The organism is Agrococcus beijingensis (assembly GCF_030758955.1).
Classification (GTDB): domain Bacteria; phylum Actinomycetota; class Actinomycetes; order Actinomycetales; family Microbacteriaceae; genus Agrococcus; species Agrococcus beijingensis.
Window position 1 is genome coordinate 161,849 of sequence record NZ_CP132360.1, and the last position, 21,448, is coordinate 183,296.

At 71.7% G+C, this 21,448-nt stretch carries 20 protein-coding genes and 1 tRNA gene; 16 read left to right on the forward strand and 5 right to left on the reverse strand.

Going from position 1 to position 21,448, the window contains the following annotated elements:
• The gene (locus tag Q9250_RS00740) at positions 1 to 423 is read right to left on the reverse strand and encodes a hypothetical protein (protein WP_306232664.1); all 423 of its coding nucleotides are present in this window, start codon (positions 421 to 423) and stop codon (positions 1 to 3) included.
• Between the two features lie 56 nt (positions 424 to 479).
• Between Q9250_RS00740 and Q9250_RS00745 the strand changes: the two genes are divergently transcribed.
• From Q9250_RS00745 to ahcY, 6 genes are read left to right on the forward strand one after another with little or no spacing between them, the layout of a single operon-like run.
• On the forward strand, positions 480 to 704 hold the full coding sequence (locus Q9250_RS00745; RefSeq protein WP_306232665.1) for a DUF3499 family protein: 225 nt from the start codon (positions 480 to 482) through the stop codon (positions 702 to 704).
• 31 nt (positions 705 to 735) lie between these two features.
• Entirely contained in the window at positions 736 to 2,127 is a 1,392-nt protein-coding gene (locus Q9250_RS00750; protein ID WP_306232666.1) for a phosphomannomutase/phosphoglucomutase, read from the forward strand.
• Between the two features lie 59 nt (positions 2,128 to 2,186).
• Positions 2,187 to 3,080 (forward strand): UTP--glucose-1-phosphate uridylyltransferase GalU, encoded by an 894-nt coding sequence (galU, locus tag Q9250_RS00755; protein ID WP_306232667.1) that lies wholly within the window; start codon positions 2,187 to 2,189, stop codon positions 3,078 to 3,080.
• A 49-nt stretch (positions 3,081 to 3,129) separates the two neighbouring features.
• Entirely contained in the window at positions 3,130 to 4,128 is a 999-nt protein-coding gene (gene rfbB, locus Q9250_RS00760) for a dTDP-glucose 4,6-dehydratase (RefSeq protein WP_306232668.1), read from the forward strand.
• Positions 4,129 to 4,150: 22 nt separating this feature from the next.
• Entirely contained in the window at positions 4,151 to 5,569 is a 1,419-nt protein-coding gene (locus tag Q9250_RS00765; protein WP_306232669.1) for a bifunctional dTDP-4-dehydrorhamnose 3,5-epimerase family protein/NAD(P)-dependent oxidoreductase, read from the forward strand.
• 19 nt (positions 5,570 to 5,588) lie between these two features.
• Entirely contained in the window at positions 5,589 to 7,040 is a 1,452-nt protein-coding gene (ahcY, locus tag Q9250_RS00770; RefSeq protein WP_306232670.1) for an adenosylhomocysteinase, read from the forward strand.
• 14 nt (positions 7,041 to 7,054) lie between these two features.
• On the opposite strand, the gene Q9250_RS00775 is transcribed toward ahcY, so the two are convergent.
• Both Q9250_RS00775 and Q9250_RS00780 read right to left on the reverse strand, forming a co-directional pair.
• Complete coding sequence (locus Q9250_RS00775) at positions 7,055 to 7,546, reverse strand: MarR family winged helix-turn-helix transcriptional regulator (protein WP_306232671.1); 492 nt, start codon at positions 7,544 to 7,546, stop codon at positions 7,055 to 7,057.
• A gap of 324 nt (positions 7,547 to 7,870) precedes the next feature.
• Positions 7,871 to 7,941, reverse strand: a tRNA-Gln gene (locus Q9250_RS00780).
• A gap of 110 nt (positions 7,942 to 8,051) precedes the next feature.
• On the opposite strand from Q9250_RS00780, the gene glmU reads away from it, so the two are divergent.
• The 7 genes from glmU (at position 8,052) to Q9250_RS00815 (ending at position 16,371) form a co-directional block, all read left to right on the forward strand.
• Positions 8,052 to 9,482, forward strand: coding sequence for a bifunctional UDP-N-acetylglucosamine diphosphorylase/glucosamine-1-phosphate N-acetyltransferase GlmU (glmU, locus tag Q9250_RS00785; RefSeq protein ID WP_306232672.1), 1,431 nt, complete (start codon positions 8,052 to 8,054; stop codon positions 9,480 to 9,482).
• Positions 9,483 to 9,493: 11 nt separating this feature from the next.
• Entirely contained in the window at positions 9,494 to 10,471 is a 978-nt protein-coding gene (locus Q9250_RS00790) for a ribose-phosphate diphosphokinase (protein ID WP_306232673.1), read from the forward strand.
• Between the two features lie 23 nt (positions 10,472 to 10,494).
• Positions 10,495 to 10,953, forward strand: a complete 459-nt coding sequence (locus Q9250_RS00795; RefSeq protein ID WP_306232674.1) for a hypothetical protein — start codon at positions 10,495 to 10,497, stop codon at positions 10,951 to 10,953.
• Positions 10,950 to 12,116 carry a methyltransferase domain-containing protein gene (locus Q9250_RS00800; RefSeq protein ID WP_306232675.1) on the forward strand — a complete coding sequence of 389 codons (1,167 nt, stop codon included), beginning with the start codon at positions 10,950 to 10,952 and terminating at the stop codon, positions 12,114 to 12,116. Before Q9250_RS00795 ends, Q9250_RS00800 begins: the two co-directional genes overlap by 4 nt.
• 249 nt (positions 12,117 to 12,365) lie before the next feature.
• A complete protein-coding gene (locus tag Q9250_RS00805; RefSeq protein ID WP_306232676.1) occupies positions 12,366 to 13,655 on the forward strand; it encodes an APC family permease in 1,290 nt (429 codons plus the stop codon).
• 88 nt (positions 13,656 to 13,743) lie between these two features.
• Positions 13,744 to 14,829, forward strand: a complete 1,086-nt coding sequence (locus Q9250_RS00810; RefSeq protein WP_306232677.1) for a mechanosensitive ion channel family protein — start codon at positions 13,744 to 13,746, stop codon at positions 14,827 to 14,829.
• A 114-nt stretch (positions 14,830 to 14,943) separates the two neighbouring features.
• The gene (locus Q9250_RS00815; RefSeq protein WP_306232678.1) at positions 14,944 to 16,371 is read left to right on the forward strand and encodes a glycoside-pentoside-hexuronide (GPH):cation symporter; all 1,428 of its coding nucleotides are present in this window, start codon (positions 14,944 to 14,946) and stop codon (positions 16,369 to 16,371) included.
• An 8-nt stretch (positions 16,372 to 16,379) separates the two neighbouring features.
• On the opposite strand, the gene Q9250_RS00820 is transcribed toward Q9250_RS00815, so the two are convergent.
• Both Q9250_RS00820 and gndA read right to left on the reverse strand, forming a co-directional pair.
• Positions 16,380 to 16,880 (reverse strand): phosphoribosyltransferase, encoded by a 501-nt coding sequence (locus Q9250_RS00820; RefSeq protein ID WP_306232679.1) that lies wholly within the window; start codon positions 16,878 to 16,880, stop codon positions 16,380 to 16,382.
• Between the two features lie 16 nt (positions 16,881 to 16,896).
• Positions 16,897 to 18,339, reverse strand: a complete 1,443-nt coding sequence (gene gndA / locus Q9250_RS00825; RefSeq protein ID WP_306232680.1) for an NADP-dependent phosphogluconate dehydrogenase — start codon at positions 18,337 to 18,339, stop codon at positions 16,897 to 16,899.
• Between the two features lie 236 nt (positions 18,340 to 18,575).
• Here gndA and Q9250_RS00830 point away from each other — a divergent pair, with 236 nt between their 5' ends.
• The 3 genes from Q9250_RS00830 to Q9250_RS00840 are packed head-to-tail and all read left to right on the forward strand — an operon-like array spanning position 18,576 to position 21,440.
• Positions 18,576 to 19,613 carry a TRAP transporter substrate-binding protein gene (locus Q9250_RS00830; RefSeq protein WP_306232681.1) on the forward strand — a complete coding sequence of 346 codons (1,038 nt, stop codon included), beginning with the start codon at positions 18,576 to 18,578 and terminating at the stop codon, positions 19,611 to 19,613.
• 4 nt (positions 19,614 to 19,617) lie between these two features.
• Positions 19,618 to 20,124, forward strand: a complete 507-nt coding sequence (locus Q9250_RS00835) for a TRAP transporter small permease (protein WP_306232682.1) — start codon at positions 19,618 to 19,620, stop codon at positions 20,122 to 20,124.
• Positions 20,124 to 21,440: a TRAP transporter large permease gene (locus Q9250_RS00840; protein ID WP_306232683.1), complete on the forward strand. Its 1,317-nt coding sequence runs from the start codon at positions 20,124 to 20,126 to the stop codon at positions 21,438 to 21,440. The genes Q9250_RS00835 and Q9250_RS00840 overlap by 1 nt, the downstream gene beginning before the upstream one ends.
• The last annotated feature ends 8 nt before the right edge of the window (positions 21,441 to 21,448 follow it).

The following is a 21,448-nucleotide window of genomic DNA, read 5'->3' on the forward strand; positions in this document are numbered from 1 at the left end:
TCAGTGGTGGCGCCAGCGATCCGGCGCGACCTCCCACGGGTCGCGCCCGATGAGCTCGGCGGCAGCGCGGAAGACCGCGCCCTCGATGGCGATCTGGCGATGCCAGGGGTCGTCGATGTGCACGCGCGGGAGCCGCTGGAGCGGCAGCCGATAGATGGTGATGGTGCGGTGCACGGTGTCGATCGCCCACTCGGGCACCTCGTCGATGCGGCCCGCGATCGACGCGGGGGGCATGTCGGCCCACCGGAACCGCACGTCGCCGAGCTCGTTCGGCCACAGCGCCAGCACGTAGTCGGCCGCGTCGGCGGCGATGTCCTCGAAGCGCGTCTCGCGCGACGACAGGAACGGCAGCACGGGCCCGGCGATCGACGAGCGCATCTCGCGCCCGTGGCGCGATCCACGGGAGTGCTTGCGCGCGGGCATGTCGCCATCCTACGTGTCGACGGGCGGTCGGCCGCAGCGGCACTAGCCTTGACCGGATGGATGACAGGACGTGCTCCCGGCCCGCGTGCCGCAGGTACGCCGACCGCACCGTCAGCGTCGACTACGCCGCGCAGCTGCTCGTCGTCGGGCCGCTGCAGCCTGCCAGCAGGCAGGGCGCGATCGACGGCAGCTACGATCTGTGCGAGCCGCACGCCGACCGTGCCGCAGGGCCGGCCGGCTGGCAGGTCGTCAGGCACGAGCCAGGGCGCGCGACCCGCTAGGGCCGCGCAAGAGCAGAGCGAAGAGGGAACCATGGCGCTGACGGACATCGTGAAGGCCTATGACGTGCGCGGGCTCGTCGACGGGCAGCTGACCGCCGAGGTCGTGCGCGCGCTGGGCGCAGCCTTCGCCGACGAGGTCGGCACGGACGCGCCCATCGTCATCGGCCACGACATGCGGCCGTCGTCGCCCGAGCTCGCCGCGGCGGCCGCCGACGGCGCGATGGCGCGAGGCGCCGACGTCGTGCTGATCGGGCTGTGCTCGACGGACGGCACCTACTTCGCCTCAGGCTCGCTCGACGCGCCCGCGATGATGTTCACCGCATCCCACAACCCCGCCGCCTACAACGGCATCAAGTTCTCGCGGGCAGGGGCCCGCGGCGTGAGCCTCGACACCGGGCTCGCCACCATCCGCGACGGCGCCCAGCGCTACCTCGACGACGAGGTGCCGGAGGCCGCGCCGCGCGGCACGCTCACCGAGCGCGACGTGCTCGCCGACTACGCGGCGCACCTGCGCTCGCTCGTGGACCTGTCGCGCATCCGACCCCTGAAGGTCGTGGTGGATGCGGCCAACGGCATGGGCGGGATGACCGTGCCCGCGGTGCTCGGCGGGGCCGCCGGGCTCGGCGCGCTGCCGCTCGAGATCGTGCCCATGTACTTCGAGCTCGACGGCACCTTCCCGAACCACGAGGCCAACCCGCTCGACCCGGCGAACCTCGTCGACCTGCAGGCCGCCGTGGTCGCGCACGGCGCCGACCTCGGCCTCGCCTTCGACGGCGACGCCGACCGCTGCTTCGTGATCGACGAGCGCGGCGGCGCGGTCTCGCCGTCAGCCGTCGCCGCGATCGTCGCCGAGCGCGAGATCCGCCGGGTGCAGGCCGAGGGCGAGCAGGATGTCGTGGTCATCCACAACCTGATCACGAGCCGCGTCGTGCCCGAGGTCATCGCCGCCGCCGGGGCGACGCCCGTGCGCACCCGCGTCGGCCACTCGCTCATCAAGGACCGCATGGCCGAGACCGGCGCCGTCTTCGGCGGCGAGCACTCGGCGCACTACTACTTCCGCGACTTCTGGGGCGCCGACAACGGCATGCTCGCGGCCATGCACGTGCTCGCGACCCTCGGTGCCGACAGCGAGCCGATGTCGCAGCTCGCCGGCCGCTACAGCCCCTACGCCGCCTCGGGCGAGATCAACTCGACCGTCGCCGACGTGCCCGCCGCCTACACCCGGGTGGTCGAGGCGTTCACCGGTCGCGGCGAGTTCGACGAGCTCGACGGGCTCACGGTCACCGCGCCCGACGGCGCCTGGTGGTTCTCGGTGCGCCCCTCGAACACCGAGCCGCTGCTGCGGCTCAACGCCGAGGCCGAGCAGGAGCCGACGATGGTGGCGATCCGCGACGAGGTGCTCGGGCTCATCCGCGGCGCCTGACGACGCGCGTGGGGCCGCATCGGCGCCGGGCAGGCCGGGCGACCGAATACGGTGGTGGAATGCTCGCTCCCGTCACGAAGGCCGTCATCCCTGCTGCCGGCCTCGGCACCCGATTCCTGCCGGCGACGAAGGCGCTCCCCAAGGAGATGCTGCCGGTCGTCGACAAGCCGGTCATCCAGTACGTGGTCGAGGAGGCCGTGCGGGCGGGCCTCGCCGACGTGCTCTTCGTGACGGGCCGCAACAAGAACGCGCTCGAGAACCACTTCGACCGCGCGACCGAGCTGGAGTCGATCCTGCTGCGCAAGGGCGACGACGAGCGGCTTTCGCGGGTGGCCGAGTCGACCGATCTCGCGAACGTCCACTACGTGCGGCAGGGCGACCCGCTCGGCCTCGGCCACGCGGTGCTGCGCGCACGCGCGCACGTGGGCGACAGCTCGTTCGCGGTGCTGCTGGGCGACGACATCATCGATGCGCGCGACACCCTCCTCGAGCGCATGCTCGAGGTGCACCGGCAGCGGGCCACCTCGGTCGTCGCGCTCATGGAGGTCGACCCGGGGCAGACCCACCTCTACGGCATCGCGACGGTCGAGCGCACCGACGACGACGACGTGGTGCGCGTCACCGGGCTCGTCGAGAAGCCCGATCCCGGCACCGCGCCCTCCAACCTCGCGGTCGTCGGCCGCTACGTGCTGCGGCCCGAGGTGTTCCCGGTGCTGGAGCGCACCGAGCCCGGCAGGGGCGGCGAGATCCAGCTGACGGATGCGCTGCTCACCCTCGCGGGGGACGCCTCGGCGGGCGGCGTGCACGGCGTCGTCTTCCGCGGCCGGCGCTACGACACCGGCGACCGGCTCGACTACATCAAGGCGAACGTCATGCTCGCGTGCGACCGTCCGGATCTCGGCCCGGACCTGCGCGCCTGGCTCAAGGAGTTCGCGCAGCGGCTCGACGACTGACGCGGCGCCCACCGCGGTCGGGCCGTCGCCCGCCGGTAGGCTGGGGCGCATGAGCAAGCTCCTGGTCACCGGCGGCGCCGGCTTCATCGGCTCGAACTTCGTGCACTACGCGGTGGCCAACACCGACCACGACATCGTGGTGCTCGACAAGCTCACCTACGCGGGCGACCGCGCGTCGCTCGCCGGCCTGCCCGAGGAGCGCGTGCAGCTCGTCGTCGGCGACATCGCCGACTCCGAGGTGGTCGATCCGCTGGTCGCCGACGCCGACGCGGTCGTGCACTACGCGGCCGAGTCGCACAACGACAACTCGCTCGCCGACCCCTCGCCGTTCGTGCAGACGAACCTGATCGGCACGTTCACGCTGCTCGAGGCCGCCCGCCGTCATGCCAAGCGCTTCCACCACATCTCGACCGACGAGGTCTACGGCGACCTCGAGCTCGACGACCCGGCGAAGTTCACGCCCGAGACGCCCTACAACCCCTCGAGCCCCTACTCCTCGACGAAGGCGGGCTCCGACCTGCTCGTGCGCGCCTGGGTGCGCTCGTTCGGCCTCGAGGCGACCATCTCGAACTGCTCGAACAACTACGGCCCGCGCCAGCACGTCGAGAAGTTCATCCCGCGCCAGATCACCAACCTGATCGACGGCGTGCGCCCCCGCCTCTACGGCGCCGGCGAGAACGTGCGCGACTGGATCCACGCCGACGACCACTCGAGCGCCGTGCTGCGCATCCTCGAGCGCGGCCGCGCGGGCGAGACCTACCTGATCGGCGCCGACGGCGAGAAGAACAACCTCGAGGTCGTGCGGGCGATCCTGCGGCTCATGGGGCATGAGGCGGATGCGTTCGACCACGTCAAGGACCGGGCCGGTCACGACATGCGGTACGCGATCGACGCCTCGAAGCTGCGCGACGAGCTCGACTGGGAGCCCTCCTTCACCGACTTCGAGGCGGGGCTCGCCTCGACCATCCAGTGGTACCGCGACAACGAGTCGTGGTGGCGGCCGCAGAAGGCCGAGGCCGAGGCCAAGTACGCGCAGGCCGGCCACTAGGCCGGGGAACAGGACCACGCTGATGCAGACGGGCAAGCAGCTCGCCGTGCGCGAGACCCCCATCCCGGGGTTCCTCGTGATCGACCTCCCCGTCTACGGCGACAACCGTGGCTGGTTCAAGGAGAACTGGCAGCGCGAGAAGCAGCTGGCGCTGGGCCTGCCCGACTTCGGGCCGGTGCAGAACAACATCTCCTTCAACGCCACTGTGGGCGTCACGCGCGGCATCCACGCCGAGCCATGGGACAAGTACATCTCGGTCGCCTCCGGCCGGGTGTTCGGCGCGTGGGTCGACCTGCGCGAGGGCGACTCCTTCGGGGCGACCTTCACGATCGAGATAGACCCGTCGATCGCGGTGTTCGTGCCGCGCGGGGTGGGCAACTCCTTCCAGGCGCTCGAGGAGGACACCGCCTACAGCTACCTCGTCAACGAGCACTGGTCGGCCGAGGCGCAGAGCGAGTACACGTTCCTCAACCTCGCCGACCCGACAGCCGCCATCGCGTGGCCGATCCCCCTCGAGCAGGCGGAGCTCAGCGACAAGGACCGAGCGCATCCGCTGCTCGACGACGTCGCGCCCATGCTCGGGCGCAGGACGCTCGTGCTCGGCGCCGACGGGCAGCTCGGCCGCGCCCTGCAGCAGCAGTGGGCGGGCCGCACCGACGTCGAGTTCGTCGGCCGCGACCGCATCGACCTGGCCCGCCCCGAGACGCTCGACGGCATCCGCTGGTCGGCCTACGGCACGATCGTCAACGCCGCCGGCTTCACCGCCGTCGACGAGGCCGAGACCGCCGAGGGTCGCCGCGTCGCCTGGGCCGTCAACGCGACCGGTCCGTCGCACCTCGCGCGCATCGCCGCGCAGCACCGGCTCACGCTGGTGCACGTCTCGAGCGACTACGTCTTCGCCGACGTCGAGGGGGAGCGCGACGAGCACGACGCGCTCGGCCCGCTCGGGGTCTACGCGCAGACGAAGGCGGCCGGAGACCTCGCCGTCGCCGCGGCACCGAAGCACTACATCGTGCGCACCTCGTGGGTCGTCGGCTCAGGCCGCAACTTCGTCTCGACGATGGCCGCGCTCGCGCAGAAGGGGTCGCGACCCGAGGTCGTCGACGACCAGGTCGGCCGGCTCACGTTCGCCAGCGAGCTCGCCCGGGCGATCGACCACCTGCTGGCCTCCGGCGCGGAGCACGGCGTCTACAACGTCTCGAACGGCGGCGAGCCGACGAGCTGGGCCGAGATCGCGCGCCGCGTCTTCAGCCTCACCGGCCACGACGCATCCGCCGTCACGCCCATCTCCACCGAGCGGTACGACGCGTCGCGCGCGGGCGTGGCCCCCAGGCCGCGGCACAGCGCGATGCGCCTGGCCAAGCTCGAGGCCACCGGCTTCGCGCCCCGCGACCAGTTCGCGATGCTCGAGGAGTACGTCGCGTCGCTGCCGACCGCCTAGGGAGTGGGAGGATGTCGGCATGACCGACACCGCCTCCCGCACCATCGAGCCCGGCACCATCGAGCACCAGGTGCGCGACCTCGGCCTCGCCGAGGCCGGCCGCCACCAGATCCGCCTGGCCGAGCACGAGATGCCCGGACTCATGGAGCTGCGCCGCCGCTACGCCGCCGAGCAGCCGCTCGCCGGCCAGCGCATCGCCGGCAGCCTGCACATGACCGTGCAGACCGCCGTGCTCATCGAGACGCTCGTGGCGCTGGGCGCCGACGTGCGCTGGGCGAGCTGCAACATCTTCTCGACGCAGGACGAGGCTGCGGCCGCGATCGTCGTCGGCTCCGGCACCCCCGAGGCGCCCGCCGGCGTGCCCGTCTTCGCCTGGAAGGGCGAGACGCTCGAGGAGTACTGGGCGTGCACGACCCGCATCTTCGACTTCGCCGAGGGCCCGACGCTGATCCTCGACGACGGCGGCGACGCGACGATGCTCGTGCACCGGGGGCGGGATGCGGAGCTCGCGGGGGCTGCGCCGGTCACGCCCGAGGGCGCTCCCGACGAGCTCAAGGTGATCGACGCGCTCATCGCCACGACGCTCGGCCAGGATCCGCAGCGCTGGACGCGCATCGCCGAGCAGCTGCAGGGCGTCACCGAGGAGACCACCACCGGCGTGCACCGCCTCGAGCAGCTCTTCGCCGCCGGCCGGCTGCTGTTCCCCGCCATCAACGTGAACGACTCGGTGACGAAGTCGAAGTTCGACAACCGCTACGGCATCCGCCACTCGCTGCCCGACGGGCTCAACCGCGCCACCGACGTGCTGATCGGCGGCAAGACGGCGTTCGTGGTCGGCTACGGCGACGTCGGCAAGGGCGCCGCCGAGGCCCTGCGCGGCCAGGGCGCGCGCGTCATCGTCAGCGAGGTCGACCCGATCTGCGCGCTGCAGGCGGCCATGGACGGCTTCCGCGTCGCCCGGGTCGAGGACGCGCTCGGCGAGGCCGACATCTGGGTCACCACCACCGGCAACGAGCACGTCATCGCGCTCGAGCACCTGCAGGGCATGAAGCACCTCGCGATCGTCGCGAACGTCGGCCACTTCGACAACGAGATCGACATCGCGGCGCTCGAGCGCTCCGGCGCCGAGCGCATCGAGATCAAGCCGCAGGTGCACGAGTGGCGGATGCCGAGCGGCCGCTCGCTGCTCGTGCTCTCCGAGGGCCGCCTGATGAACCTCGGCAACGCCACCGGCCACCCGTCGTTCGTGATGTCGAACTCGTTCTCGAACCAGGTGCTGGCGCAGATCGAGCTCGCCACGAAGCACTACGAGCTGGGCGTGTTCCGGCTGCCGAAGGTGCTCGACGAAGAGGTCGCCCGACTGCACCTCGACGCCCTCGGCGCCCGCCTGACGACGCTGAGCGACGCGCAGGCCGAGTACATCGGCGTGCCGGTCGAGGGCCCCTACAAGCCCGAGCACTACCGCTACTGACCTCCGGCGGCGGCTCAGAGCATCGCGTCGCTGAGCAGCCGGAGCAGCTCGGCGAGCCGCGCCTGGTCGTCGGCGGGGATGCCGCGCAGCAGCCGTCGCTCGGCGTCGAGCAGCGCGTCGAGCGCGACGTCGACGCGATCGATGCCCTCGTCGGTCAGCGCGACCAGGCGCACCCGCCGGTCGGTCGAGCCGTCGACGCGCTCGATGAGCCCGGATGCGACCAGGTTGTCGATGCGGTTCGTCATCGTGCCGCTGGTCACCATCGTCTGGGCGATGAGGTCCTTGGGGCTGAGCGGGCCGTCGGCGCGGCGGAGCGCCGCCAGCACATCCCACTCCCACGACTCGAGGCCGGCCGTCTGGAACGCCTCCGAGCGGATGCGGCCCAGCTGCCGGGAGATGCGCGTCATGCGGCTGAGCACGTCGAGCGGGGTGACGTCGGCGTCGGGCCGCACGCGCATCCACTGCTCGATGATGCGATCGACGTCGTCGTTGCGGAGGTCGGCCATGGCGCCAGTGTCGCATCGGTGGACGTCTGCGGCGTCTCGGCGCGCGAGGGAGCGGGCGCCTCAAGGGCTCGGGGGTCGCTCGCTGACGCTCGTTGACGCGGCGGTTCGCCGTGCGGCTCCGCCCTTGCTCGCGGACGCTCGGCGACGCAGCGAGCGCCATGCAGCTCCGCCCTCACTCGCTGACGCTCGGCGAGGGTGCGGTTCGCCGTGCGGCTCCGCCCTTCCTCGCTTCGCTCGGCGACGCGGCAGTTCGCGGCGTGGCTCCGCCCTCACTCGCTGACGCTCGTGACTGGTGGCGGCGCGAACGACCCACCGGGTCGTTCGCTCCGCCACCAGGATTCGAACCTGGACAAACGGCTCCAAAGGCCGCTGTGCTGCCGTTACACCATGGCGGATCGCGCGATCCAGGCTAGTCGCTCGCGCCGACGCGACGCGCTCGTTCAGGCGGCAGCCCGCGCCCCAGTAGCCTGGAGACGACTTCCGAGCACCCCGATGGGAGAGTCACGTGGCCCAGGTAGCCGTCATCGTCCTCGCCGCAGGCGCGGGCACCCGCATGAAGAGCCGCACGCCGAAGCCGCTGCACCCGCTGGCCGGCAAGCCGCTCATCGCCCACGTGCTGCGCACCGCCGGCGAGCTGCATCCCACCTCGATCGTCACCGTCGTGCGGCACGAGCGCGACCGCATGGCCGAGGCCGTGCTCGAGTTCGCGCCGCACGTGCTGATCGCCGACCAGGACGACGTGCCCGGCACCGGCCGCGCGGTCGAGCAGGGACTCGACGCGATCGCCGACTTCGACGGCCACGTCGTGGTGCTCTCGGGCGACGTGCCCCTCATCGACGCCGAGACGCTGCAGGGCCTCATCGAGCGCCACGAGCGCGAGGGCAACCAGCTGACGCTGCTGTCGGCGCGCCTCGGCGACCCGACCGGCCTCGGCCGCATCGTGCGCGACCAGGCGGGCGCCTTCGTGCGCATCGTCGAGCAGAAGGACGCCAGCGACACCGAGCGCGCCATCGACGAGGTGAACGGCGGCATCTACGTCTTCGACGCATCCGCCCTCCGCCGCGCGCTGCAGACCATCGACCGCGACAACGCGCAGGGCGAGATGTACCTGACCGACGCCGCGGTGCGCATCCAGGCCTCCGGCGGCCGGATCCAGGCCGTGCCCGCCGCCGACGCGTGGGCGATCTGGGGCATCAACGACCGCATCCAGCTCGCCGCGGCCGCGCACGAGCTGAACGACCGCATCATCCGCCGCTGGCAGCGCGAGGGCGTCACGGTGGCCGACCCGGCCTCCACCTGGATCGACGTCGACGTGACCCTCGCCGAGGACGTCACGCTGCTGCCCGGCACCCAGCTGCACGGCGCGACGGCGATCGCCGCCGGCGCCACCATCGGCCCCGACACGACGCTCGTCGACACCGAGGTGGGCGAGGACGCGGTCGTGAAGCGCACCGACGCGACCCTGTCGGTGATCGGCGCCCGCGCATCCGTCGGCCCCTGGGCCTACCTGCGGCCGAACTCGGTCGTCGGCGACGACGGCAAGGTGGGCACCTTCGTCGAGACGAAGAACACGCAGATCGGCGCCGGCAGCAAGATCCCGCACCTCTCGTACATCGGCGACACGGTCGTCGGCGAGCACTCCAACGTCGGCGCCGGCACCATCACCGCCAACTACGACGGCGTCGCCAAGCACCGCACGACCGTCGGCTCGCACGTGCGCACGGGCAGCCACAACGTCTTCGTCGCCCCCGTGACGATCGGCGACGGCGCCTACACTGGAGCCGGCACGGTCGTCCGCAAGGATGTCGAGCCGGGCGCGCTGGCGATCTCGGTCGCACCGCAGCGCAACATGACCGGCTGGGTCGAGGCGAACCGCCCCGGCACGGCAGCGGCAGACGCGGCCGCAGCGGCGAGCACGCACGCACCTGAGGCCTAGGAGGCAACCGAGTGGGATCGATCGTCGCGAAGAACCGCAAGCACCTCGTGCTGGCGACCGGCCGTGCGCACCCGGAGCTCGCGAGAGCCGTGGCCACGGAGATGGGCACCGAGCTCATGGACGTCGACAGCCGCACCTTCGCGAACGGCGAGATCTACGCCCGCTTCGAGGGCTCGGTGCGCGGCTCCGACGCGTTCATCCTGCAGTCCTACGGCCACCCGGTGAACGAGTGGCTCATGGAGCAGCTCATCATGGTGGATGCGCTGAAGCGCGCGAGCGCGAAGCGCATCACGGTGGTCATGCCGTACTACCCCTACTCCCGCCAGGACAAGAAGGGCCGCGGCCGCGAGCCGATCTCCGCCAGGCTCGTCGCCGACCTCTTCAAGACGGCCGGCGCCGACCGCATCATGTCGATCGACGTCCACGCGTCGCAGATCCAGGGCTTCTTCGACGGCCCCTTCGACCACCTGTTCGGCATGCCGGTGCTGCTCGAGCACTTCAAGCGCACCCTCGACCCCGAGACCCTCACGGTCGTCTCGCCCGACATGGGCCGCGTGCGCGTCGCCGACATCTGGAGCGACAAGCTGGGCGCCCCGCTCGCGATCATCCACAAGCGCCGCGACCCGCTGGTGCCGAACCAGGTGTCGGTGCACGAGATCGTCGGCAGCGTCGCGGGCCGCACGTGCCTGCTCGTCGACGACATGATCGACACCGGCCGCACCATCGTGAAGGCCGCCGAGGCGCTGAAGAAGAGCGGCGCCACGAACGTGGTGGTCGCCGCCACGCACGCCATCTTCTCCGAGCCGGCGCCGACGATCCTCAACTCCGACGTCATCGACCAGGTCGTCGTCACCGACACCCTGCCGCTGCGCGACGAGCAGCGGTTCGAGAAGCTCAAGGTGCTCTCGATCGCGCCGCTGCTGGCGCGCGCGATCACCGAGGTGTTCGAGGACGGCTCCGTCACCAGCCTGTTCGACGGCGCCGCCTGACCCCCATCGACCGGAGGCTCCGCATGCCGATCCCCACCTGGTTCGTCGCCGCGCTGCGGTTCATCGGCGTGAACGGCGTGAAGTACGGCCCGCTCGTGTGGACCTGGCTGAGCGCCAACCCCGAGGTGCGCGAGACGATCGAGCGCATGGTCAAGCGGCTCACCGCCTCGACCGGGCAGGACCCGGACGAGATGCGGAAGACGCTGCAGGCGATGCGCGAGCAGGTCGAGTACCTGCGCAACAGCGCCGACGACGACTTCGAGCGCCGGCGGGCGGCCGCCTGGTCGACGTCGCTGATCCGGCTCGAGCACGCCGTCGAGATGCTGCGCGGCGGTGCGGCCAGGGCTGACGTCAAGCGGCTGCGCTCGAGCATCGACGCCCTGCGCGCGCAGATCCTCGACGCCTTCCTCATCGAGCAGGTCGAGGATGCCGGCGGCCCCTCGGCGATCGAGGCACCGGGCAGCACGCCGACCGAGCCGTGAGCCCCGCTGCCCCGGGCGACGTCCCGGGCGAAGCGGGGGCGCCGTCGACGAGCGTCGCGCTCGACTGCGCCTACTTCGACGCCTGGCGCTGCCGCTCGTGCACCCTGCTCGCGACGCCGTACGAGCGGCAGCTCGCCGAGCAGCAGGCGCGCATCGAGGCGCTGCTGCCCGAGATGCCGTGGGATGCGCCGCACGCCAGTGCCGTCGGCGGGTTCCGGAACAAGGCCAAGATGGCCGTCGCCGGCAGCGTCGACGCGCCGACGATCGGCATCCTGGCCGCCGACGGCAGCGGCATCGACCTGCGGGCGTGCCCGCTGCACGAGCAGCCGATCGTCGACGCGATGCCGGTGCTCGAGCAGCTCGTGCGCGACGCGCGCCTCACGCCCTACGACGTGCCGAACCGGCGTGGCGAGCTGAAGCACCTCATCCTCACCGCCTCGCCCGACGGCGAGCTGGCGCTGCGGCTCGTGCTGCGCTCGACCGAGTCGCTGGGCCGGCTGCGCAAGCACCTGGGGCTGCTCGACGCGCTGCCGCTCGCGAGCGTCTCGGCCAACCTGCTGCCCCAGCACAAGGCGGTGCTCGAGGGCGACGACGAGCTGCTGCTGGCGGGCTCGGGCGTGCTCGAGATGCGGGTGAACGGCATCGGGCTGCGGCTGCGCCCCCGCAGCTTCTTCCAGACCAACACGGCCGTCGCATCCGCCCTCTACCGCGAGGCGACCGCCTGGATCGACGAGGCCGACCCGGCGAGCCTGCTCGATCTGTACTGCGGCGTCGGCGGCTTCGCGCTGCACGCGGCCCGTGCCGGTCGCCCGGTCGCGGGCGTCGAGGTGACGGCCGAGGCGATCGATGCGGCCCGCGAGACGGCGGCGGCGATGGGGGCGGATGCGTCGTTCACGGTCGGCGACGCGACGAGCGTCGACCTCGAGGGCGCCCGGGCGCCCGAGCTGGTGGTGGTGAACCCGCCGCGCCGCGGCATCGGCGAGCTCGCCGGGCGGCTTGAGGCGAGCGCGGTGCGCCGGGTCGTCTACTCGAGCTGCAACCCCGTCACGCTCGCGAAGGACCTCGCGGCGATGCCCGGGCTGCGGCCCGTGCGCGGCCGCGTGTTCGACATGTTCCCGCACACCGAGCACGCCGAGGTGCTGGTCGAGCTCGAGCGCGCCTGACGCCCCGTCGCCCGCCCCCGCCCCCTCCCTCCGCTCCCGTCCCTTTCCCCGCATAACGCAAGCCCGGCCCGCGCGTTCCGCGGCAGAGCGACGGTCGGGCCCGCGACAGCCGCGGATCCGGGTCGGGGGGCTTGCGTTGTGCATCCGGGTGCCGAGGCACCCGCCGTTCACCGACGGGTCGCGGGGGTTGCGTTGTGCATCCGGGTGCCGAGGCACCGGGCGTTCACCGACGGTGCCTAGGGTCGAGGGGTGACAGCGCTCGCCCGCCGCATCGGCATCCCCGGAGCGATCATGATCGGGCTCGGCTCGATGATCGGCGCCGGCCTCTTCTTCGTCTGGGTGCCCGCGTCGCAGCTGGCCGGCGAGTGGCTGTGGCTGGCGCTGCTGCTCGCGGCCGCCGTCGCGACGCTCAACGCCATGTCGACCGCGCAGCTGGCGATGCGGCACCCGGTCTCCGGCGGCGCCTACGCCTACGGCCGTGCCGAGGTCTCGCCGGCCGTCGGCTTCGTCGCCGGCTGGATGTTCCTGACCGGCAAGACGGCCTCCGCCGGCGCCATCGCCCTCATCGCCGCGCGGCACGTCTGGCCGGAGGCCGCGCCATGGCTCGCCGCGGCGCTGATCGTCGTGCTCGCGGTCGTCAACATGTCGGGCATCCGCTCGACCGTGCGCGTCACGACGGTGATCGTGACGATCGTGCTCGCGCTCGTGGTGACCGCCCTCGTGTGGTCGGCGCTCGGCCTGCCCACCGCATCCGACACCGGTCTGGCGATCACGGCGCCGGTGGAGGCGAACCGCGTCGACGGCGTGCTCGACGGGCCGCTGGGCGTGCTCACCGCCGCGGGCCTGCTCTTCTTCGCGTTCGCCGGCTACGCGCGCATGGCGACGCTCGGCGAGGAGGTGCGCGACCCGGTGCGCACGCTGCCGCGCGCGATCGGCGCGGGGCTCGCGGTCGTGCTGGTGCTCTACGCGCTGGTGGGCTGGGCGACGACGACGAGGCTGGGGGATGCGCTGGCCTCCTCGGCCGCGCCGGTGGCCGATCTCGTCGGGCTGGGTTGGCTGCACATCGCGCTGCTGGGCGCCGCGGCGCTCGCGAGCGTCGGCAGCCTCACCGGGATCCTGGCCGGGCTCTCGCGCACCGGCCTCGCCATGGCGCGGCACCGCGACCTGCCGGGACCGCTCTCGTTCGTCTGGCCGGTGACCAAGGCGCCCGTGGTGGCCGAGGCGGTGACCGCGGCGGTGGCCGTGGCCGGGGTGCTGCTGCTGCCCGTGGCGCAGCTGGTCGCGTTCTCGTCGACGTGCGTGCTCACCTACTACGCGGTCGCGCACGTCAGCGCGATCCGCGGAGCGCGGCGCACCGCGGAGGCGTCGGCCGAGCCCGGCGCCCGGCCGGTGCGCTGGTGGCTGCCGCGCTGGGTGCCGATGGCGGGCCTGGCGCTCTGCGCGACCCTCGTGGCCACGCTGCCCTGGCCGGGCGTCGTCGCGGCCGCGGCGTGGCTCGCACTGGGGCTCTGCGTCCGCGCGCTGCTGCGCCGCGCCTGAGGGGCGTGTCGCGCCCGTCGCCGGCGCCGCATGGCCGGCACCGAGACCGATGGCGTACCGTGGCGGGCTGCCGCACGAGAGGAGTCCCTTGCCCGCGCTCATCGACACCCTCGCCCACCTGGGCATCGTCGCCGTCATCGCCCTGATCGTCGCCATCGCGGCCAGCGTCGCCATGCTCGCCGCCACCGCCGCCGCCATGCGATCGCCCGAGGGGCGCCAGTCCGCCCGGCGGCGGCTGCGCTGGCCGATCGCGGTGCTCGCGTTCGTGGTCGCGCTCGCGATCGCCGCGTCAGCGACGGACCTCGGCGCGACGATGGGCCGCGGTGGGCCGGTGCTGCGCCACGCGCTGCTGATCGCCGCGATCATCGCCGGAGCCTGGCTCGCCGTGCGCCTGCTGCACATCGCCAGCGATGCGGTGCTGGCGCGCTTCGGCGCAGCACAGGGCGACCGCCGCGCCCGCAAGGTGCAGACCCAGGTCGAGGTGCTGCGGCGCGTGCTCGCGGTGGTGGTGGTGGTCATCGCGAGCGGCGCGGTGCTCTTCACCTTCGAGGCGGCGCGCGTCGCCGGCACGAGCCTGCTCGCCTCGGCGGGCCTCGTCTCGCTGGTCGCGGGCCTCGCCGCCCAATCGGTGCTCGGCAACGTCTTCGCCGGCATCCAGCTGGTCGCCTCCGATGCGATCCGTGTCGACGACGTGGTGGTCGTCGAGGGGGAGTGGGGCACGATCGAGGAGATCACGCTGACCTACGTGGTCGTGCGGATCTGGGACGACCGACGCTTGGTGCTGCCGTCGACGCACTTCACGACCGTCCCCTTCGAGAACTGGACCCGCACCACCAGCGAGGTCATGGGCGCCGTCGAGCTCGATGTCGACTGGCGGGTGCCGGTCGAGGCCATGCGCGAGGAGCTCGAGCGCGTGCTGGCGGCCACCCAGCTCTGGGACGGTCGGGCGCAGGTGCTGCAGGTGACGGATGCGACGGGCGGGCAGGTGCGCATCCGCGTGCTGGTCACGGCGGTCGACGGCGGCGAGCTCGCCGATCTGCGCGCGCGGGTGCGCGAGCGGCTCGTCACGTGGCTGCGCGAGCAGCACCCGGAGGCGCTGCCGCGCCAGCGGCTCGAGGTCGACGGCTCCGGCACTGCGTCGCTCGCGCTCGCCGAGCGGGCTGCGACGCGCTGACCGCCGCCCCGGGCGGCGTAGGGCGCGATCCCCCCCTTCCGCCACCGGCGTCGCGCTGTTACCGTCACGGCAGGCGGGCAGCGCTGCTCGCGGCAGTCGCGAAGGAGCCCTCCGATGTCGACGAACGACGCCTCGACGGCGACCACGCCGCAGTTGCCCTTCCGATCGTTCCTGGGATACGGCGCAGGCGACATGGCGAACAACCTGGCGTTCTCCCTGGTCACCACCTTCCTCACGCTCTACTACACCGACGTCGCGCTGATCAGCCCGGCTGCGGTCGGCCTGCTCTTCCTGGTCATGCGCCTCATCGACGCGTTCACCGACGTCATCGCCGGATCGCTCATCGACCGCACGCACACCCGCTTCGGCAAGTTCCGGCCGTGGATCCTGGTGTTCTGCGTGCCGCTCGTGGCCATGGCGGTGCTGACGTTCTCGGTGCCCGAAGCGCTGCGGGGCACCTTCGGGGCCGTGGTCTGGGCGTGGGTGACGTACTTCCTGCTCGGCAGCGTCTTCTACACGCTCGTCAACATCCCCTACGGCTCGCTCGCGGCCGCGATGACGCAGCGCCCCGAGGAGCGGGCGCGCCTGGCGACCTTCCGCACCGCGGGCTCCGCGCTCATGCAGGTCATCGTCGCGCTCGCGATCAGTCCGGCGATCCAGCAGTTCCGCGGCGATCCCGATGGGCTGCAGGGCGCCCTGACGCAGACGATCATCGTGCTCGGCATCGTCACGATCCTGCTCTACCTGGTGCTGGTGTTCACCGCCCGTGAGCAGGTCGAGCGCGACGTGCCCAAGGTGCGGCTGCAGGATGCGGTGGGCACGCTGCGCAAGAACCGGGCGCTGGGCACGTTGGCGGTCGCCGCCGTGGTGTACCTGGTGGGGCTGTTCACGATCGCCGGGATGACGATCTTCTACGTCCGCGACGTGCTGGGCGACGCCACGTTCACGCCCGTCGCGCTCGCGCTCACCTTCAGCCCGATCCTCGTCATCGGCTGGTTCCTGCCGCGGCTCGTCGGTGCGCTCGGCAAGAAGCGGCTCTACGCGATCTCCGCCGTGGTCGGCGCCGTCGGCGCGGCGGTGCTGCTGCTGGCCCCGCCGGGCGCCTACGTGCTCGCCGTCATCGGCTTCCTGCTGCTGGGCGCCTCGAGCGGCGTCTGCAACACCGTGATGTGGAACCTCGAGGCCGACTCCATCGAGTACGGCGAGCTGCAGACGGGCATCCGCACCGAGGGCACGACCTATGCGGTCTTCTCCTTCATGCGCAAGCTCGGGCAGGCGATCGGCGGGGCGGCCGGCGTCTGGATCATCGGCCTGTTGGGCTACGTCGGCGGCGCGGAGTCCCAGTCGGAGTCAGCGGTGTGGGGCATCCGGATCGCGGTCGGCGCCGTCCCGGTCGTCCTGTTCCTGGCCTCGGCGCTGCTGATCCGCGCCTTCCCGTTCGACGAGCGCACGCACACCGAGGCGCTGCAGACGATCCGCGAGCGCCGCACCGGCGTGCAGCCGACGATGCTGCATCCGCTCGACGAGGACACCGAGCTCTAGCGTCGGCGTCAGGCGGAGACGGGCGGCTCGGCCGACCAGGGGAAGACGATCCACTCGTCGGTGCGCTTCCAGACGAAGTCGGGGTCGACGATCGAGGCCGACTTCGCGTAGAGCACGGCGGATCGCGCTTCGGCTCCCATGCCGCGCAGCAGCTCGAGCACCAGCGCCAGCGTGCGCCCCGAGTCGGCGACGTCGTCGACGACGAGCAGCCGCTTGCCGCGCAGCGACTCGCGGTCGAGCAGCGGCGCCAGCAGCACCGGGTCGGGCAGCGTCTGGTGCACGTCGGCGTAGAACTCGACGTTGATCGCGTCGGCGAGCTTCAGCCCCAGCGCGTACGAGAGATGTCCCGCCGGCAGCAGCCCGCCGCGAGCGACGGCGATGACGATCTCAGGCTGGTAGCCGCTGTCGGCCACCGCCTGCGCGAGCTCTCGACCGGCCGCGCCGAAGCCATCCCAGCTGAGCACCTCCTTGCGCTCGAGGTGCGAGGAGTCCGCGTGGAACGCGTTCATGGGAGGGCGACGGCGATCAGTGCGTGTCGACCGCGGCGATCTCGGTGCGGTCGCCCGACCACTGGGTGTGGAACGTGCCCTCCCGGTCGATGCGGCGGTAGGTGTGGGCACCGAAGAAGTCGCGCTGGCCCTGTACGAGCGCTGCCGGCAGCCGCTCGGCGCGCAGGCCGTCGTAGTACGCGAGCGACGACGAGAACGCGGGCGAGGGAATGCCCGCCTGCGCTGCGGCGACGACGACCCGGCGCCAGGCCTCCTGCGTCGCGGCCATCGCGTCGCGGAAGTAGGGCGCCAGGATGAGCGCGGGCAGGTCGGCGTCGGCCGCGTACGCGTCGGTGATGTCGTTGAGGAAGCGGGCGCGGATGATGCAGCCTGCGCGCCAGATGCGGGCCACCTCGCCCTTCTTGATGTCCCAGCCGTGCTCCTCGGCGGCAGCGACGATCTCGTCGAAGCCCTGCGAGTACGCGACGATCTTCGACGCGAACAGGGCCTGGCGCACGTCTTCGATGAACGCATCCGCGTCATCGACCTGCCACGACCCGGACGGCCCCGGGAGGTCGGATGCCGCGGCGCGCTGCGCGAGCTTCGACGACAGCGAGCGGGCGAAGACGGCCTCGGCGATGCCGGAGACGGGCACGCCCAGGTCGAGCGCGGTCTGCACCGTCCAGGCGCCGGTGCCCTTGGCGCCGGCGGCGTCGAGGATGACGTCGACGAGCGGCTGGCCCGTCTCGGCGTCGACCTGGCGCAGCACCTCGGCGGTGATCTCGATGAGGTACGACTCGAGCTCGCCCCGGTTCCACTCGTCGAAGACGTCGGCGATCTCGGCGGGGGTCTTGCCCGTGCCGCGGCGGATGAGGTCGTAGGCCTCGGCGATGAGCTGCATGTCGGCGTACTCGATGCCGTTGTGCACCATCTTCACGAAGTGGCCGGCGCCGTCGGTGCCGACGTGGGTCACGCACGGCTCGCCCTCGGCGATGGCGGCGATGCCGGTGAGGATCGGGCCGAGCGTCTCGTACGACTCGGCGGTGCCGCCGGGCATCAGCGACGGGCCGTTGAGCGCGCCCTCCTCGCCGCCGGAGATGCCGCAGCCCACGAAGTGGATGCCGGTCTCGCGCACGGCGGCCTCGCGGCGGATCGTGTCGGTGAACAGCGCGTTGCCGCCGTCGACGATGATGTCGCCCGGTTCGAAGACGCTCACGAGCTCGTCGATGACGGCGTCGGTGGGTCGGCCGGCCTTCACCATGATGATCGCGGTGCGCGGCTTCTGCAGGCTGTCGGCCAGCTCCTGCATCGTGGCGGCCCTGACGAAGCCGGCCTCGGGGTGCGCGGCGAGCAGGTCGTCGGTCTTCGAGGTCGTGCGGTTGTAGACCGCGACGGTGTTGCCCTCGCGCGAGGCGAGGTTGCGGGCGAGGTTCGAACCCATGACGGCGAGTCCGACGACGGCGATGTTGGCGTTGGTCACTGGCCCAGCGTAGCCGTCGGCGGATGCGTCGACCGGGGCGACGTGCTCGAGGATCGGCGGATGGGGGACAAGACGGCATCCGGTTGCCGAATCGTTATGGCAATCGGTTGCACAGAGTCGGGCGTTCGTGGTTGTCTGATCCTCAGACCCCGGGTCACCGCGGGTTCTCGATGATGCGAACCCGCGAGCGCTGGCCCCAGCTCCTCGCCCTCGCACCCATGCAAGTGAGGAACACCATGCGCACCACCAAGACGCTCGGCATCGCCGCCGCCGTCGGCGCCGCGGCACTGATGCTGACGGCCTGCAGCGGCGGCACCGCACCCGCGAGCTCCGGCGAGCCGGCGGCTGCCGGCGGCGGCACCCTGCAGCTCGCGCTCAACCAGACCGAGGAGCACCCCTCGTACATCGCGCTGACCTCGTTCGGCGAGCGCCTGAGCGAGGCGACCGACGGTCGCTGGAGCATCGACGTCTTCGCGAACGAGACGCTCGGCGCGCAGCAGGAGACCATCCAGCTGGTGCAGGACGGCACGATCGACCTGTCGATCGTCTCGGGCACGCAGCTCGAGAACCTCAACCCCGACTTCGGCGTGCTGAACCTGCCGACGGCGTTCACGACCATCGAGAGCCAGCTCGACGTCGTGCACGACGACGAGATCGTCGGCGACCTCTTCGCATCGCTCGAGGAGTCGAACAACATCTCGGTCGTCGGCGGACTCACGCAGGGCACGCGCTCGGTCTACACCTCCTTCGGTCCCATCGAGACGCCGGCCGACATGGCAGGCAAGAAGCTGCGCGTGCAGGAGTCCGAGCTGCACATCGCGATGGCCGAGGCCCTCGGCGGTGCCGCCACCCCGATGGCCTTCGGCGAGCTCTACACCGCGCTGCAGTCCGGCGTCGTCGACGCGGCCGAGAACAACGCCATCTCCTACGTCACGCAGCGCCACTTCGAGGTCGCGCCCTTCTGGTCGAACACCAACCACCTGGTCGGCATCGACTACATGATCGCCGACAGCGCGATGCTCGACGGCATGTCCGAGGAGGACCGCGCCGCGTTCGACGCGGAGTGGGACGCCACGTACCAGGAGCACGCCGACCTGTGGGTGACGCAGACCGAGGAGGCCATCGCGACCGCAGAGGCCGGCGGTGCCACGTTCACCGACGTCGACACGGCCGCCTTCGACGAGGCCATCGCGCCGCTGATCGAGCGTTTCATCCAGACCGACGAGCAGCAGGCGCTCTGGGACGCCGTTCGCGCCGCACAGGCCGACGCCTGATCTCATGCACGTGATCCGCAGCGGCATCGACGCCGTCCTGAAGACGGTCTCGATCGTCCTGTTCGCGGCGCTCGTGCTGGTCGTCGTCTGGCAGGTCGCATCGCGCAACCTGCTGGCGGCCCCGGCGACCTGGACGGAGGAGGCAGCCCGCTACCTCTTCGTCTGGGTCGCCATGGTGGCGGCCGCGCTCGTCTTCGGCGAGCGCGGCCACATCGCCGTCGACCTGCTCATCCGCAAGCTGCCCCAGCGGGCTGCGAAGTGGATGGCGGTCGGCATCGAGGGCGTGGTGATCTTCTTCGCTGCCACCGCCCTCCTGTGGGGCGGTACTCGCGTGGTCGCCGGCGCCTGGAACCAGGGCCTCGTCGCCCTCCCCTTCACCGTCGGGCAGATGTATCTCGTGATGCCGATCATCGGCGCGCTGATCATCGTCTACTCGCTGTTCACCGTCATCGACGTGATCCGCGGCCGCGCGCCCGCGTTCGTCAGCCACGAGGATGCGGAGGCCATCTGATGGATCTCGTCACGCTCGCCGCGACCATCCTCGTCGCCGGCATGGTCGTGCTGCTCGCCCTCGGCGTGCCGATCGCCATCAGCGTCGGCCTGCCGGCCCTCGCCGCCACCGTCGTCATCCTGGGCTGGGACGGCGCCGTGCTCGCCACGAGCCAGCGCATGTTCACCGGCATCAACTCGTTCTCGCTCCTGGCGATCCCGTTCTTCGTGTTCGCCGGCGTGCTGATGAACAACGGCGGCATCGCCTCCAGGCTCGTCGATGCCGCCCAGGTCGTGTCGGGACGCCTCCCTGCCTCGCTCGCCCAGACCACCGTCGTGGCCAACACGATGTTCGGTGCGGTCTCCGGGGCCGCGGTCGCCTCAGCGGCAGCCGTCGGCACGGTCATGACGCCGCGCATGGTGGAGAAGGGCTACGACCGCCCGTGGGCGGCGGCCGTGAACGTCGCGGCCGCTCCGGCCGGCATGCTGATCCCCCCGAGCAACACCTTCATCGTCTACGCGCTCGTCTCGGGCCAGTCGATCGCCGCGCTGTTCATGGCGGGCGTGGGCCCCGGTCTCGTCTGGGCACTCGCCTGCATGCTCGTCGTCGCGCTCTACGCCCGGAAGCGCCCCGACCTGCGCAGCACGGAGCGCCCCACGCTCAAGCAGGCGAGCATCGTGCTGTGGCGCGCCGTGCCCAGCATGCTGATGATCGTCGTGGTGGTCGGGGGCATGCTCTCCGGCCAGTTCACCGCCACGGAGTCGAGCGCGATCGCGGTCGTCTACTGCCTGGTGCTGTGCGCCGTCTACCGCACGCTCAAGCTGCGCGACCTGCCGAAGGCGCTGCTCGACGCATCCCGCACGACGGCCATCGTCATGCTGCTCGTGGCGGTCTCGTCGGCACTGGCATGGGTCATGGCCTTCACGCGCATGCCCGAGCTGATGGCCGACGGGATGCTCTCGATCAGCGATGAGCCGATCGTGATCCTGCTGATCATCATGGTCCTGCTGCTGATCGTGGGCCTCCCGATGGACCCGACCCCCGCGATCCTCATCTTCACGCCGATCCTGCTGCCGATCGTCGTCGAGATCGGCATCCACCCCGTGCACTTCGGCGCGATGATGGTGTTCAACCTGGCGCTGGGCAACATCACACCACCGGTCGGCAACGTGCTGTTCGTCGGTGCCCAGGTCTCGCGCGTGCGCGTCGAGGCCGTCACGCAGCGACTGACATGGTTCTTCGTCGCGCTGCTGATCGGCCTGTTCATCGTGGTGTTCGTGCCGCAGCTGTCGATGTGGCTGCCCACGGCGCTGGGCCTCGTCACCGTCGTGCCGTAGCGCGCCTC